The following is a 16,314-nucleotide window of genomic DNA, read 5'->3' as shown; positions in this document are numbered from 1 at the left end:
TCCTCGAGTGAGACAAAGATGAAAAAGGGGAGTCTCGAGGACTCCCCTTGGGAAAAAACTATTTCTTTAAAGCCAAACTGCCAAAGTAATCAAGGCACGTTTTCTTCCAAAGCTTTGCATTCTCAAGCTGATGCTGCAACCTGTCATCAACCTCCTTCCAGCGCTGTTCGTCAACAAACGGCTTCGTCTCATTCCAGATGCGGATGAAGTCCTCCACCTCATCTACACCGCGAGCGTAGCGATATTCCATCTCTTCATAAACAGTGCGACCGCTCTTCAGACGGTAAGTCCAAGGCACACGATGGAACCACAGCAGATAACGCTCAGGACACGTGTTGATATTGTCATAGATACTGCAGTACGGCTCTCTGTATTGAGCAGTGGCGTTCGATCCGGTGTGTGTGCGGTCGAATCCGATGCTGTCACTGTTTGCCCTGTGATAATATACAGGACACCACTCCAATGGCATGTGTGCGTTGAATCCGTCAGGCTCAGGTCCATAGTGCTCATCGAAGGCGAAGATATGGTGCAGTCCGATAGGCATCATATAGTCCACGCATGCCTCACGTGAGCGAAGCATCACGCTCAGCAATTGGGCCTGTACTCCTGTCTCTCTGTCTCCAAATGTAGCTCCCAGCCACTCTGTGGCTATATCCTCACTTGTAAGATAAGGGTCCCACGCCAGTCTGCCGAACGCATACCAGTTGGCTTGTGAGAAATGGTGGCCACACCAGTTCCTGTCAAGTCCGATGTTTGCGACACCGGCAATGCCGACGAGTCTTGATGGCTCCACAAACCCGAAGAACTCACGCCACATAGGTGCCAGATATACCAGATGGCGCGACTGTCCCAGATACTCCTGTGTAATCTGGAGCTCAGCCATCTGTTTTGTCTGGTGGATATTATCAAAGATAGGCGCGTATGGCTCACGAGGCTGGAAGTCCAGCGGACCGTTCTTCGACTGCAGGATCACGTTGTCGCGGAACTTGCCATCCAAGTCTATGAACTCCGATACAGCCTGTTTCACACGATCCTCTCCTTTATGTGCAGCGCCATACACAAAACTTCTCCACATGATGATGCCCCCGTATGGTTTCACGGCATCAGCCAGCGTGTTAGCGCCGTCAGCATGTGTGCGCTTATAGTCGAAGGGACCGGGCTGCCCTTCCGAGTTCGCCTTTACCAGGAAACCGCCGAAGTCAGGTATCTGCTGGTAAATCTCCTTGGCCTTGGCTTTCCACCACGCCTTCACCTGGGCATTCAGCGGGTCTGCGGTCTTCACGGGTTTCCCCCCGTTGAATCCCTTGGCGGGAATCGACATGGGCGAGGCAAAGTTCACCGACAGATACACCTTAATGCCATAAGGTCTCAACACGTCAGCATACACCTTAACCTTATTGATATACTCAGCCGACAGCATTTTGGGCGATGCGTTCACGTTGTTCAGTACGGTACCGTTGATACCGATAGAGGCGTTAGCACGTGCATATTCCTTGATGAGGTCAAGGTCGGGCGCATGGTTAGGGTCTTCTACGAAGATGGTATGTCCGTGGAAGGCCTTCCCTCCAGGTTTCCCTTGCCAGAAGATGCTCAGTCCGGCATACCCTCTCTCAATCGTCCCGTTCAGATTATCCCAGTGGTTCAGTATTCTTAATTTATAGAAAGGCTTACTGGTAATGTCCAGTTTCCCTGTTTCCCTGTCTCCTCCTTGTCTCCCTGTCTCCTTGACTCCTTGTCTCCTTAATAACTCATACGCACCATACAGCAGTCCGATCTCGTTCTTTGCCGAGATTTCTTTCACCTTCTCACCTTTTATGCTATATGCATCCTCCTGCATCGTCGGGTCGACGACGAGCCTGACCTCCTCGCCCTGATAATACGTCCTCAACTCCTGAGCAGCGATACACTCAGGCCCGGTAACCTTAGCCTTGTTCACGGGTTGATATCTCAGCCACAGCTGATGACCGTCTTCAGCCTTCATGCTGAAGGGCAGAAAGATAAGAAGGTAAAAAGGTAGAACCCGTTTTACCGCGTTTAGATAAATGCTTTTGATTTTCATATCTGTTTGTAATTGTTGATTCTGAGGGCAAATATACGAAATAATTCTTAAATTTCCTCTTTTGCTTTTTTACTTTTTTACTTTTTTCCTATCTTTGCAACCACAAATCAAAGAAAAGAGACAAAATGAAAAAGGTGAGACTACTATTAGCGGCGTTTCTCGTCGTATTCCCATTGTTGCTTCATGCATCCGACTTCACAGTGGGCAAGAACACATTCCTGCTCAATGGCAAGCCTTTCGTGGTAAAGGCGGCCGAGGTGCATTATCCCCGCATTCCCCGTCCTTACTGGGAGCATCGCATCCAGATGTGCAAGTCGTTAGGCATGAACACCCTCTGCATCTATGTGTTCTGGAACATCCATGAACCCCGTGAGGGCCAGTTCGATTTCTCCGAAAACAACGACGTGGCAGAATTCTGTCGCCTGGCACAGCAGAATGGCATGTATGTCATTGTGCGCCCCGGTCCTTATGTCTGTGCAGAGTGGGAGATGGGCGGCCTGCCTTGGTGGCTCCTGAAGAAGAAGGATATCCGTCTGCGCGAGCAGGATCCCTATTTCATGGAGCGTGTGCGCCTTTTTGAAAAGAAGGTAGGCGAGCAGCTGGCCCCCCTCACCATCCAGAATGGCGGTCCCATCATCATGGTTCAGGTCGAAAACGAGTACGGCTCCTACGGCGAAGATAAGCCTTATATCTCAGAAATCCGCGATTGCCTGCGGGGTATCTATGGTGAAAAGCTGGCGCTTTTCCAGTGCGACTGGGCTTCAAACTTCGAGAAGAACGGTCTCGACGACCTTGTATGGACCATGAACTTCGGTACAGGTGCGAACATCGACGAGCAGTTCAAGCGCCTGAAAGAGCTGCGCCCCGATGCCCCGTTGATGTGCTCAGAGTTCTGGAGTGGCTGGTTCGATAAGTGGGGGGCTAATCACGAGACACGTCCTGCCAAGGATATGGTTGAAGGTATCGACGAGATGCTGTCCAAGAACATCAGCTTCTCCCTCTATATGACCCATGGAGGCACCTCCTTCGGTCATTGGGCGGGTGCCAATTCCCCCGGTTTCGCGCCCGATGTCACCTCCTACGACTACGATGCGCCCATCAATGAGTATGGTGGTGCCACCGACAAGTACTTCCAGTTGCGCAAGACCATGCAGAAATATAGCAAGACGCCCCTTCCTGCCCAGCCGGCGCCCCCTGCCATGATGATCAGCATTCCCTCCTTCGAGCTCACCGAGCGTGCCGACATCATCCTTGGTGCCGACAGTCTGGTGATGGACAGTCCCCTTCTTACCATGGAAGAGATGAACCAGGGCTGGGGCTCTATGCTCTACGTCACCACCTTGCCCGAGATAACCACCGAGAGCGTGCTCACCCTCAGCGATTGCCACGACTTTGCCCAGGTGTTTGTCGATACTACCTATGTCGGTAAGATCGATCGGGTGCGTAATGAGAAGAGTCTGCGCATCCCTGCCGTTAAGAAAGGCCAGGAACTCAAGATCCTCGTTGAGGCTATGGGACGCATTAATTTCGGTCGTGCCATCAAGGATTATAAGGGTATCACCGAGAGTGTCACCCTTACGTCAGAGCAGGATGGGCATGAGCTCACCTGGAACCTCAGGAAGTGGAACATCCTGACGATTCCCGACGACTACCAGACAGCCCTCCGTGCCCTTCGTGCAGCCTCAGAGTCTGCTGGAGCGAAACCCCTCTTCAAGGGCTCTGGCTATTATCGTGGCTATTTCAACCTTCGCAAAGTGGGCGACACCTTCCTTAATATGGAACAGTGGGGTAAGGGTCAGGTCTATGTCAATGGTCATGCCATAGGTCGTTTCTGGTCTATTGGTCCTCAGCAGACACTCTATGTGCCGGGTTGCTGGCTTAAGAAAGGCAGAAACGAAGTCGTTGTTCTTGACGTGGTTGGCCCCTCACTCGATGCCTATGCCCCTTCCATCATGAAGAATCTCAAGAAGGCGAAAGTACGTAAGTCGAAAAAATCGAAAACACTTGAACTCCCTGTCTCCCTGTCTCCTTGTCTCCACAGTGTCAACGCCCCCGAGCTCGATAAACTGAATATCGAAAAATCTCGTACACATAACAACCCGGGCGATAAGCCCGATCTCAACTCTGCCACACCGGCGGTTGTCGCTCAGTTCGCCCCGGGCAATGGCTGGCAGACTGTTCGTTTGAATACACTAGTAAAAGGACGGTTTGTGGCTATTCAAGTCAACTCTACCTATGCAGGAACCTCCGATGCGTCCATCGCCGAACTCTATATCCGTGATGCTGAAGGCAACCGCCTTTCTCGTGAGTCATGGATGGTGAAATATGCTGACAGCGAGGATGTCCTTCGTGGTAACTTCACGGCCGATAAAGTCTTCGACCTTCAGGAGTCCACCTACTGGCGTACAGCCAAGGCAGCCGCCCTGCCTCATTTGATAGTCATCGACCTTGGTAGCGAGCAGACCGTTTCCGCCCTCGATTACCTCCCTCGTGCCGAACAAGGCGCCCCTGGTTCTATCAAGGATTTTCAGGTGTTTGTCTATTAAAATTGTATAAAAATGAAATAAGTCCCGAAACAATTTGGCTGTTTCGGGACTTTTTGGTATCTTTGCAGCCGTTATAAGTCCGGCTCGGGTTTCTGAGCTGCGGCTTCGATTGAGTAATGTCGCTGAAAGCCAGTGCAATACGAACATCGTTTAAGTTGGATATTATTACTACGACCGTCTGTTCGCCAGTAACGGTGTCCCCCTTTTGTGTCTTTATTCACTGAAAATAAACAAAAATTTTACGATATGAAAAAGTTTCTTTTAGCATGTACGCTCCTTCTGAGTGCAGTGGCATCCCACGCCCAGATGAGCGACACCCAGGTGATGCAGTATGTACAGCGTGAGATGAAGTCTGGCGCTTCTCAGGCCCAGATTGCCACACGTCTCATGCAGCGTGGCGTAACGATGCAGCAGTTGCAGCGCATACGCTCTCAGTACGAAACACTTAATGGCGGACGTTCTTCCCGCTCTTCGGGCTCCGATGCCGATGTGCTGGTAGCCGACAGCCGTCTGCGCGAGAACAACGGTTCCATCCGTACCGACTCGGCAGGCAACGCCCTCTATACGCAGATTGTCAAAGCCACTTCTGCAGGTACAGAGGATGCAGAGCAGCGTACTAAGGTTCATATCGCCAGTGGCAGCAACACCATCCATGGCAAGGCAGTCTTCGGTCGTGACATTTTCAACCAGAAGGCCCTTTCCTTCGAGCCCAACATGAACATCGCTACCCCCGCCACCTACATCGTCGGTCCTGGCGATAAGGTGTTCGTCGATGTCTATGGCGCTTCCCAGAAGTCAGAGCAGCTCGAGGTCTCTCCCGATGGCACCATCATGGTTACAGGCTATGGCCCCATTCACATCGGTGGCCTCTCAGTCGATGCAGCCAATGCCAAGATCCGTCGTGTGCTCGGCCAGCGTTACAGCAGTTCCGAGATCCGCATGACAGTCGGTCAGACCCGCACCATCTCAGTCAACGTGATGGGTGAGGTCATGGCTCCTGGTACCTACACCCTCAGCGCCTTCGCCTCAGTGTTCCATGCCCTGTATATGGCTGGTGGTGTCAACTCCCTCGGTACCCTGCGTAACATCAAGGTCTTCCGTGGTGGCCGTCAGATCACCTCGGTCGATATCTACGACTATATCCTCAATGGCAAGCTCACGGGCAATGTCCGTCTGGCCGATAACGATGTCATCATGGTTGGTCCTTACGATTGCATTGTCGACATCGCCGGTAATGTCAAGCGCCCCATGGCCTATGAGATGAAGAAGAATGAGAGCGTAGCCACCCTGTTGAAGTATTCAGGCGGTTTCTCTACAGGTGCTTATCAGAAAGCCGTTCGCCTCAATCGTGTATCTGGCGATAAGTTCTCAGCCTATAATATCCCCGAGTTCGAGATGGCCGACTTCAAGTTGCTCGATGGCGACTCAGTCACAGTCGACACCATCCTCCGTCGTTATGAGAACACTGTTGAGGTAAGAGGTGCTGTTTATCATCCGGGCCAGTACGACCTTGGTGGCAGCACCACCACCGTCCGTTCTCTTATCGAGAATGCCGGCGGCCTCACCGAAGAAGCCTTCACGTCTCGTGCCGTGCTCCATCGTATGAAGTCCGACCGCACATGGCGTGTCCTCTCAGTCGATGTTGAGGGCATCATGAACGGCACAGTCGCTGATATCCCCCTCGAGAACGAGGATGTGCTCACCATCTCTGTCCAGCAGGACAAGATGAACCAGCGCACCATCACCATCCATGGCGAGGTGCAGTTCCCTGGCACTTACGAGTACGCAGATAACGAGACCATCGAGGACTTCATCATCCAGGCAGGTGGTCTCACCGATGCAGCCTCAATGGCAAAGGTCGACGTTTCTCGTCGCATCATCGATCCCCGTCGTGTCCACGACTCCAAGGAGATTGCCCATACCTACAGCTTCACCCTGAAAGACGGTCTTATCATCAGTGGTGGTGATAACTTCACCCTCCAGCCCTACGATGAGGTCTATGTACGTCGCAGCCCGGGTTTCGTTCCCCAGCGCAACATCTCAGTCGAGGGTGAGGTCATGTTTGCCGGCACCTACACACTCTCTCAGAAGAACCAGCGCCTCAGCGATGTTATCAAGGCAGCAGGTGGTGTTACCGACGAGGCCTATATACGTGGTGCCCGCATCGAGCGTCCTCTGAACGAGGATGAGAAGTTCCGCCTCAACCGTCTGCTCAAGATGGTCGAGATGCAGGGAGGCTCAGGCCTTGATTCCAAGAAAGTCAGTCAGGATTCCGTTTACTATGTCGGTATCGAGCTCGACAAGGCATTGGCCAATCCCGGCTCCGACTATGATGTCATCCTTCGCGAGGGCGACAGACTCGTTGTTCCCGAGTACTCAGGTACCGTTAAGATCAACGGTAACGTCATGTACCCCAACACCGTGGCCTACACCAGTGGCAAGTCCTACAAGTGGTATGTCAACGAGGCAGGAGGCTATGGCAATGGTGCTAAGCGTTCAAAGGCCTTCATTCTCTATCAGAATGGTAAGGTCTCTAAGGCCAGCAAGGGTAAGGTAGAACCCGGTTGCGAGATTATCATCCCCAACAAGACCCGTTCTGCAGCTGAGAACATAGGCATGTTCACCAACATCGGCACCTCACTCGCCACCATGGTTACCATGATCGCCACCGTCACCAACCTCATCAAGACCTTCTAAAAACTTCCCAAGCCGAACCTTTGATGTTTCGAAGCCCTCTTGGCTAAGAGGGTTGGGTAATCGAAAGAAATAATGAGAATCTGCAGGAATTTCCTGCAAAATATACTTTTCTTAAATGGAAGAAAACAAAAACATAATTGAAAATCAATCAGAAGAATCATCAATTGATTTTGTAGCAATTTGGAAAGCAATACTGAAGCACAGAAAACTTTATTATAAAGTTCTTCCTGTGACCTTCATCTTCATGTGTATTTACACATTGTCTTTGCCCAACTACTACAAATGCGTGGTAACCCTCGCTCCCGAGATGGGCAAGAGCAGTAGTGGTAGTGGCTTGGCCGCCCTTGCCAGCAGCTTTGGTGTGAATCTTGGTGGTGGAGGCAATGCTGCAGGCGATGCCATTACTCCTATGCTTTATCCGGATTTGATGAACTCGGTCGATTTCAAGACCTCGCTCTTCGATGTCAAGGTGCAGCGTAAAGACGATAAGGCTCCCATGACCTATTACGACTACCTCATGAACGAACAGAAGCGTCCCTGGTGGTCGGGCTTCTTCGGTCTGATGAAGCGTGAGAAGGCAGAGGAACAGCCTGTCAATACCTTCGAGCTTACCAAGGAGCAGGAGGGCGTTGCAAAGGCAATCGCTGCCAATGTAGTCTGCAATGTTGATAAGAAGACCAATGTTATTATAATAGAGGTTACCGATCAGGACCCCCGTATTGCGGCGATGATGGCAGATACGGTCCAGACCCGTCTGCAAGACTTCTTAACCAAATACCGCACCAATAAGGCGCGTCACGATTTGGCTTACATTGAGTCTTTGCAGAAGCAGGCCAAAAAAGCCTACGAGCATGCTCGCCAGTTGTATGTCGATTATATGGATTCCAATCAGAATATGATACTGTTGTCTGCCATGCAGAAACAGACTGATTTGGAAAATGAGATGCAGTTGCAGTATAATAACTACAATGCCCTCAATGCCCAAGTCATCGATGCCAAGGCTAGGGTTCAGGAGGTAACACCTGCGTTTACCACCCTCCAAAGTGCCACGGTTCCTTTGCGTAAGGATGGTCCCAAACGTAGCCTGATTGTCCTCGGTTTCCTTTTCCTCGCAACTCTTGTTACAACCGCCTGGGCCCTCCACAAAGAAGATCAGCTCAAACCCTTGTTAGGATTGAGTTGAAGATTACAGACCTTAGTATTTGTATATAGTTATAATACTTGGAATTTATCCCCCACTTCTCACACTTCCCGTACCCGGATTAGGTGCGGAAAGTGTGAGAAGTGGGGGATAAAAAGAGAATATACCAACTAGAAGAAAGCACTGACTATTTCAGATAAAACCCTGCTTAGTAGATGAATAAAGATACAATTACAGTTACTTCGCCATTACTCCCAGATCTTGGTGAGTTTAATGAGTATTTGAAGAAAATCTGGGATTCTAAGTGGATAACAAACAACGGGCAATTCCATAAGCAGTTGGAGAAAGCGCTTGCTGACTATCTCCATGTGCCTTATGTGTGTCTGTTTACTAATGGTACACTTCCCTTAATGACAGCTTTGCAGGCATTGCGCATTACAGGAGAGGTGATTACCACACCATATAGCTTTGTGGCTACAACTCATTCAATATGGTGGAATCATTGTAAACCTGTTTTTGTAGATATAGACCCCAATACTGGTAATATAGACCCAGATAAGATTGAGGCAGCTATCACTCCAGCCACAACCTGTATAATGCCAGTGCATGTATATGGTAAACCTTGTGATACCAAGCGTATTCAGGAGATTGCTGATAAATACGGCTTGAAGGTCATATATGATGCAGCTCATGCCTTCGGAGTAGAGGTGCCAGCCGAAGAATATGGATTGGAAGCCTATGACGATAAAGGCCTGGCAGGTATTATGAATGCAGGTGATATGTCAACCCTCAGTTTCCATGCCACAAAGGTCTTTAATACGATTGAAGGTGGTGCTCTGGTTGTTCATGATGAGGCGATGAAGAAACGTATTGATTATCTTAAAAACTTTGGTATTACTGGCGAAGTAACAGTAGTAGCTCCTGGTATCAATGGTAAAATGGATGAGATGCGTTCTGCCTATGGCTTATTGAATCTGAAACAGGTCGATGCCGCTATTGAAAAACGTCATCAGGTGGCAGTTAAATACCGTGAAGCATTGCGTAATATTTCAGGCATCCGTTTCTTCGATGATATGCCTGATGTCCGTCACAACGACAGTTATTTCCCAATCTTTATTAATGCATCGGAATACGGCATGACTCGTGACGAGCTTTACTTTAAGATGAAAGAGCAGAGTGTGCTAGGACGTCGTTATTTCTATCCATTGATCAGCACTTTTGGCACCTATCGAGGACTTTCAAGCGCATCACCAGAAAACCTCCCTGTGGCAACAAAGATGGCGAATGAGGTAATTTGTTTACCAATGCATTATGCTTTGACAGAGGAGGATATTAATCGTGTACTGGAATTAGTAATAAGATAGGAATGCAACAGAAAAGGATTATGCTGCTTGGTGGCTTGCGCTACCTAAAACCTGTGATAGATGCAGCCCACAAACAGGGCTACTATGTGATAACGGCAGACTATCTGCCCAGCAATATTGCTCACAAGTGGAGTGATGAGTATTGTAATGTCAGCATCATTGACAAGGAGGCCGTTCTGCGTGAGGCTCAGCGGTTACAGATAGACGGCATTATGTCTTTTGCTTGTGACCCTGGTGTTGTGTCTGCAAGTTATGTACAAAATAAGATGGGGTTACCCTCATTTGGTCCTTTTGAGTCTGTAGAAATACTCCAAAACAAAGATAAGTTCCGTGCGTTCTTAGCTAAGAATGGTTTTAATGTACCGCAGGCTAAGGGCTTTGATAGTGTTGAGGCTGCCATGGAGGAAATCTACTGGTATCCTTGGCCTGTGATAGTGAAGCCTACAGATGCAGCGGGAAGTAAGGGCGTAACCAGAGTGGATAAGGCTGAGGATTTGAAACCAGCGTTGGAATATGCCATGGAGCATAGTATTTCTGGTCATATCATTGTTGAGGAATTTATTGATAAGCAAGGTTGTTCTTCTGATACAGATAGCTTCTCAGAAGATGGTAAACTGAAGTTTGTAAGCTTCTGTGCTCAACGTTTTGATGCTGAGGCAACTAACCCTTATACTCCGGCGGCTTATTCTTGGCCTTCAACTTTTACAAAGGAGCAGGAGGACTATTTGACCTCCGAGATTCAGCGACTGATATCGCTATTGAATTTGAAGACTGTTGTTTATAACATCGAGGTTCGTGTTGCACCTAACGGGAAATCTTATATTATGGAGTTGACACCTCGCGGAGGTGGCAATCGCCTGTGTGAAATGCTACGTTATGCTACAGGTGTGGATATGATAACGGCAATTACCCGTGCAATGGTAGGCGATCCAATCTTAGAACCCATAGAGCAGAAACCCTATAATGGTCACTGGGCAGAGATAATTCTTCATGCTGATAAGGATGGCGTATTTGATCATTTGGAAATCAGCAAGGATTTACCAGCAGAGATTGTAGAAGAAGACCTTTGGGTAGAGAAAGGAGATAAGGTGGAATCATTCGAAGGAGCGAACAATGCTATTGGTACTTTGGTGCTGAAGTTTCAGACAACAGAAGAACTTGAAAAAGCTATTACCAATCAGAGAAATTGGCTGAAAGTAGTTGTACAGTAATGGATGCAATAGGCGGCTATTTCTCATTAGAGTTTCCCTCACACGAGGAGTATCATAAGAATGCTATTCGGCTGAATACCGGGCGCAATTGCCTAGAGTATATCCTGCGCGTACGACGGTATAAGAAGGTGTACGTGCCTTATTATACCTGTGAGGCTGTGATGGAACCTATCAACAAGTTGGGCATTCCGTATAAATACTATCATGTCAATATCCATCTGGAAATACGAGATGAAATAGTGTTGGAAGCAGGCGAGGCCTTACTCTACACAAACTATTTTGGTCTCAAGCAGCGATATACGGAGCAGTTGGCACAACAATATGGAAACCGCCTGATTGTCGACAATACGCAGGCATTTTATACAAAGCATATTAAGGGGATAGATACATTCTATACATGCCGCAAGTTCTTTGGTGTACCTGATGGTGCCTATCTTTACTGTGATAAAAAACTTGATGATGATATAGAACAAGACTATTCATTCGACAGGGTAGCACACCTTGTAAAGCGTATTGACCTTTCTGCTGAAGAAGGCTTTAAGGACTTCAGACAGGTAGATGACGGACTGGATAACCAGCCTATCCGTAAGATGTCAAAGTTGACGCAGCATATGATGCAGGGAATTGACTACGAGGTTGTGGCACACCGTCGCAGAGCAAACTACCAGTTGCTGCAAGAGGCTCTTATTAAAGAGAATAACCTCGAGTTGCATTTGGAGGAAGATGCCGTACCGATGATATATCCCTATTTTGTATCGGAGGACGGATTGCGTGAGAAACTAATAGAGAATAAGATTTTCGTTGCTCGCTATTGGCCTAATGTTCTGGCTTGGACTACAAAGGAAAATTTGGAGTATTTGCTTGCGCTCCAAATGCAACCATTGCCAATAGATCAGAGATATGGCGAAGAAGAAATGAATTACATATTAGAGACGATACAAAAATTAAAATGAATAGAACTTTGAAAGGTAAGAGGCTGTTGGTACTTGGTGGAAATGCTATTTCATGTGAGATTGTTAAGGCAGCTAAAGACATGGGAGTTTATACAATTGTTACAGATTGGAATAAATATGAAGACTCCCCTGCAAAGCAAATTGCTGATGATTTTTGGAATATCAGCCTGATGGATTACGAAACGCTTTTAAATAAAATAAAAGAATGTGGCGTAGATGGCATACTTACAGGTTTCACAGATTCCTATCTATTACCTTATCAACATTTGTGTGAACTTGCCAATTTGCCATGCTATGCCACCAAGGAAGTCTTTGAAACGACTATGGATAAGGCTAAGTTTAAACAACTATGCCGGGAAAATGGTGTTCCAGTCATTCCTGAGTACCAGATGGAATCATTCGATCCTTCAGTTATCAACAACAAAAACAAGGTTATCATTAAACCCGTTGATAATAGTGGGTCTCGTGGTGTAATCCTTTGTGAATCGCCATACGACTACCAAAAGTGCTTAAAATATGCATTATCCTTCTCCGAGAAAAAACAAGTTGTAATTGAAAAGTATATGGAAATGGATAGTTTGTCTGTTTCCTATACAATTCAAGATGGTGTTTTGTCTTTGTCAACCACAGATGACCGACATGTTTATAAATCACCAAACGGAGGATCGGTAACTCAATGTAGTCTTTATCCTTCTAAATATACAGAAGCTTATATTGAGAGAATGGATTCAAAGGTTAAAAAGATGTATCAAAACCTTGGTGTCAAAAATGGCGTTCTTTCATTGCAGTTTTTTACTGATGGCGTAGATTATTATGCCATGGAAATGGGACATCGTCTAACAGGTGGGCAACATTATACTTATACAAAACTTGAAAATGGAGTCAGTGTACTTGATTGTCTTATCCACTTTGCCATAACAGGTAGGATGGCAGACTATCCAATAATTGAGAAAGACAACGCTCGGTTTTCTAATCTCTATTGCCACTTATATATACTCGGTAAAGAGGAGCGGATAGCTAAATTTGAAGGATTGGATTATCTCAAGCAGAAACCAGAAATATCACATATATCACAAATGAAAAGAGTAGGTGATAAGATTGGAGCTGACGGAACTTCTGCACAGAAGGTTGTTGGTTTACATCTTAAAGTTGCAGATGTTTCGCATTTGAAAAAAGTGTTGGTTGAGATTGAAAATAATCTCCACTTCTATGATGATAAAGGAAATGATTGTAAAATAAATTTTAATAGTAACATATTATGAACTTTTACACAATGAAAGAAACCCGCGCATTTCTTGAAAGCGTTGGTATGCCAGGAGGTGACCTGTATGATTTACCTACTTCAGAAAAGAGATTTGAAGATGGTGGTCAATACCGATTTGAGGTACCTGGCATTCAGGGACCTGCTCCGATGAAAGCTCTTTTGGAGGCGCTTGATGAATATGGTATCCAAATTCATCGTGTTACCCAGACCAAGGGTATTATGTTCCTTACTGATGATGAAATCAAGAAGATGGTGGAATACGCAGAGAAGTGGAAGGTACAGCTAATTCTTGCCTGCGGCCCTCGTGCAACAACTGACACCTCTGCATCAGTTAAGACAGAGGAAGGTCAGCGTATGGGATACCGTCTTCGTGGACAGGAGCAGATAGTTCGAGGAATTGAGGAAATAAAGCGTGCAGCTGCATTTGGAGTTCGTGGTTTTCTGATTTATGATGAAGGTCTGCTTTGGGCTTTGAATGAAGCTCGCAAGGCTGGATACATCCCTGGTGACTGTCATTTCAAAGTAAGTGCTCATAGCGGTCATGGAAACCCTTGTTCTGCTCACGTGCTTGAAACCCTGGGTGCGAACAGCATCAATCCCATCCGTGACATTCAGCTTCAGATGCTGGCCAGTATGCGTGCGGCTATTGATGTGCCCATTGATTTACACACTGAAAATCCAAAATCTTCTGGTGGCTTTATTCGCCACTATGAAGTGCCAGACTTCATCCGAGTGGCGGCTCCTGTATATCTGAAGACAGGTGGTAGTGTGGCTGCTAACCATAGCTACGACACAACGGAGAAGGAGGCTCGTCAACGTGCCAAGCAGGTGAGCCTTGTAAAGAGAGTGATAGATACATATTATCAAGAAGCTATTGTTTCGCCCAAATAACATACAACATTGAAACACCATCAGTATAACCCGAATTACGGGTTTATAGTTCCTCCTGTTGACTTTAATAAGTACACAGATCGTAGTTTGTTGCAGTATTGTCTTGGTGCCACTATGTATATGCCTGGCACCAAGGATTTTGCACAGGCGGTGATAGATAAAAAGTATCCTGGCCTCACCTCAATGGTCATGTGCTTTGAGGATGCCTGTCCGGAAGACGATGTGCCTGCAGCTGAAATCAATAGCATACATGTGCTGGATACACTTAAAGAGGCTGAGGATAGTGGCAAATTGAAATATGAGGATATCCCTCTTCTTTTCTTCCGTGTTCGCAACTCGGAGCAGTTTGAGCATTTCGCCAGTATGTTGCGCCCAGAGCATATCCGTTATATCACTGGTTTTAACTTCCCAAAGTTCAATGGTGTGAATGGTGGAGCCTATATGAGTCACCTTGTTGAACTGAACAATAAGTTTGGTGAGGTAATTTATGGTATGCCCATCATCGAGGATGCTCGTGTAGCTTTCAAGGAGACACGTTTGCTTGAATTGATGGCTATTAAGAATATCTGCGACTGCCATAAAAGACTCATTCTGAATATCCGTGTAGGTGGTACTGATTTCTCCAGTTGTTTTGGCGTGCGCCGTGGTATCAACTACACCATCTATGACATCATGACTGTGAGCAACTGCCTGATGGATATCCTTAATGTCTTTACTCGTAACAATGACTACACGGTGAGCGGCCCTGTTTGGGAATACTTCAAGGTAAACAAGTCAATGAAGAATGCTGCCGAATTGCCTAAGGTAGATTTGCAGCAGACCTTGATGAAACGTAAGGCTATTGTGAATGATGCTGTAGATGGTTTGATGCGTGAACTGGTACTTGACCAGGCTAACGGATTCATGGGTAAAACCTGTATTCACCCAACGCACTTGAACTTTATCAATGGTATGTTAGCTGTCACGAAGGATGAGTATGATGATGCTTATCAAATCATGCATACCAAAGGTGGAGTCATCAAAGGTACCAAGGGCATGAATGAGATAGGCCCCCATAAGAATTGGGCAGAAAAGATTATGATGCGTGCTCAGGCATACGGAGTGATTGAAAACGACGCAAGTTATCTTGAATTGTTTGGAGTATAATGACTAAGCAGAAGCAGTATAACTATTGCCTAGATTTCATTAAGGGTATTGCCTGCATGTTCGTAGTGTTCATGCATTGCGAATTTCCTGGCATTTTGGGAACCGCAGTCCAGGCTGTCGGTCGTTTCTGTGTTCCTTTCTTCTTCATGGTCTCTGGCTATTTTTGCTTCAAGCCTTTGGCGGTAGATACAGAACTGAAATCAGGCAAGGCACTGGCTGGGGGGGGTATTTCTTCGATTGGCAGAAAGCTAAAACATATAGGGAAAATAACCTTTTGGGCATCGGTTTTCTATTTGGCTTTTGTGCTGCTTCAGCAGTTGTTTTTTCACAATCAGAAGTTTTTACTCTCTGCAAGAGATTTATTTAATTGGTTGGTTTTCAATCAACCAAGGATAATAGCTGGTCAATATTGGTTTTTGTTTGCCTTATTATATGCATACGCTCTTTATGGTATCTTAGAGAGTTTTCGATTCCGAAAGTTTGCATATATCCTTGCTGCAATGATGTTCGTCGTATATGTGGTTATGGCTCAAGGAGTGCATCTGGCAGGCTATCATGTGCCAAATATGTTTTATAGGAACTGGCTTGTAGAGACCTTTCCGTATTTCATGCTAGGCCATTGGATACATGAGAACCAAGATAGGATCAATATATCAAACAAAGCTCTGATTACAATTATTGTGACAACGACACTGCTATGTTGGGTTGAACGGTGGTTCATGGGTAGAGATTTTGGAGTCAACATCGTGACCATACCGCAAGTTTTTGCATTGTTTGTCTATGGGGTCAAGAACCCTCAGAGACATGGGGGCATCGTTCAGCGTTTAGGCCGTGATTGTTCCATGTTGGTGTATATCCTTCATCCGGCAGTTTGGCATTCGTTGGAAGAAATCTACAATGAGTTTGAATGGAATGATAATATGCCCGCTCTGTATATGATGCCAATACTTGTTTTAGGGTCGTCAGTTCTGTTTTCAATAGTGTTTAATAAACTGATGGAGAAGGTTAAGAAGAAGCCTTCCATCGCTTAATTTATTGTAAT

General features: G+C 46.7%; 11 protein-coding genes. 10 read left to right on the top strand and 1 reads right to left on the bottom strand.

What is annotated here, in order from left to right; genetic code table 11:
• Positions 1-58 precede the first annotated feature (58 nt).
• The gene (locus tag BMX82_RS11255; RefSeq protein ID WP_091769070.1) at positions 59-1,981 is read right to left on the bottom strand and encodes an alpha-glucuronidase; all 1,923 of its coding nucleotides are present in this window, start codon (positions 1,979-1,981) and stop codon (positions 59-61) included.
• 203 nt (positions 1,982-2,184) lie between these two features.
• Here BMX82_RS11255 and BMX82_RS11250 point away from each other — a divergent pair, with 203 nt between their 5' ends.
• The 10 genes from BMX82_RS11250 to BMX82_RS11205 all read left to right on the top strand — a co-directional run bounded on the left by BMX82_RS11250 (position 2,185) and on the right by BMX82_RS11205 (position 16,303).
• Positions 2,185-4,605, top strand: a complete 2,421-nt coding sequence (locus tag BMX82_RS11250; protein ID WP_091769067.1) for a beta-galactosidase — start codon at positions 2,185-2,187, stop codon at positions 4,603-4,605.
• 246 nt (positions 4,606-4,851) lie between these two features.
• Positions 4,852-7,302 carry an SLBB domain-containing protein gene (locus tag BMX82_RS11245; protein ID WP_177172094.1) on the top strand — a complete coding sequence of 817 codons (2,451 nt, stop codon included), beginning with the start codon at positions 4,852-4,854 and terminating at the stop codon, positions 7,300-7,302.
• A 244-nt stretch (positions 7,303-7,546) separates the two neighbouring features.
• Positions 7,547-8,485, top strand: coding sequence for a chain-length determining protein (locus tag BMX82_RS11240; protein WP_317039600.1), 939 nt, complete (start codon positions 7,547-7,549; stop codon positions 8,483-8,485).
• A gap of 173 nt (positions 8,486-8,658) precedes the next feature.
• Positions 8,659-9,807, top strand: a complete 1,149-nt coding sequence (locus BMX82_RS11235; protein ID WP_091769061.1) for a DegT/DnrJ/EryC1/StrS family aminotransferase — start codon at positions 8,659-8,661, stop codon at positions 9,805-9,807.
• Between the two features lie 2 nt (positions 9,808-9,809).
• Positions 9,810-11,018 (top strand): ATP-grasp domain-containing protein, encoded by a 1,209-nt coding sequence (locus BMX82_RS11230; protein WP_091769058.1) that lies wholly within the window; start codon positions 9,810-9,812, stop codon positions 11,016-11,018.
• Positions 11,018-11,971, top strand: a complete 954-nt coding sequence (locus tag BMX82_RS11225; RefSeq protein ID WP_091769055.1) for a hypothetical protein — start codon at positions 11,018-11,020, stop codon at positions 11,969-11,971. Before BMX82_RS11230 ends, BMX82_RS11225 begins: the two co-directional genes overlap by 1 nt.
• Positions 11,968-13,233, top strand: a complete 1,266-nt coding sequence (locus tag BMX82_RS11220) for an ATP-grasp domain-containing protein (protein ID WP_091769052.1) — start codon at positions 11,968-11,970, stop codon at positions 13,231-13,233. The genes BMX82_RS11225 and BMX82_RS11220 overlap by 4 nt, the downstream gene beginning before the upstream one ends.
• Positions 13,234-13,244: 11 nt before the next feature.
• Entirely contained in the window at positions 13,245-14,126 is an 882-nt protein-coding gene (locus tag BMX82_RS11215) for a peptidase (RefSeq protein ID WP_177172093.1), read from the top strand.
• A 9-nt stretch (positions 14,127-14,135) separates the two neighbouring features.
• A complete protein-coding gene (locus BMX82_RS11210; protein WP_091769047.1) occupies positions 14,136-15,272 on the top strand; it encodes an HpcH/HpaI aldolase/citrate lyase family protein in 1,137 nt (378 codons plus the stop codon).
• A complete protein-coding gene (locus BMX82_RS11205; protein WP_091769044.1) occupies positions 15,272-16,303 on the top strand; it encodes an acyltransferase in 1,032 nt (343 codons plus the stop codon). Before BMX82_RS11210 ends, BMX82_RS11205 begins: the two co-directional genes overlap by 1 nt.
• Positions 16,304-16,314: the final 11 nt, after the last annotated feature.

Source organism: Prevotella sp. khp7, assembly GCF_900109055.1.
Classification (GTDB): Bacteria; Bacteroidota; Bacteroidia; order Bacteroidales; family Bacteroidaceae; genus Prevotella.
Note: the sequence above shows the minus strand (reverse complement) of the source record. Positions and strands in the feature narration are given on the sequence as shown.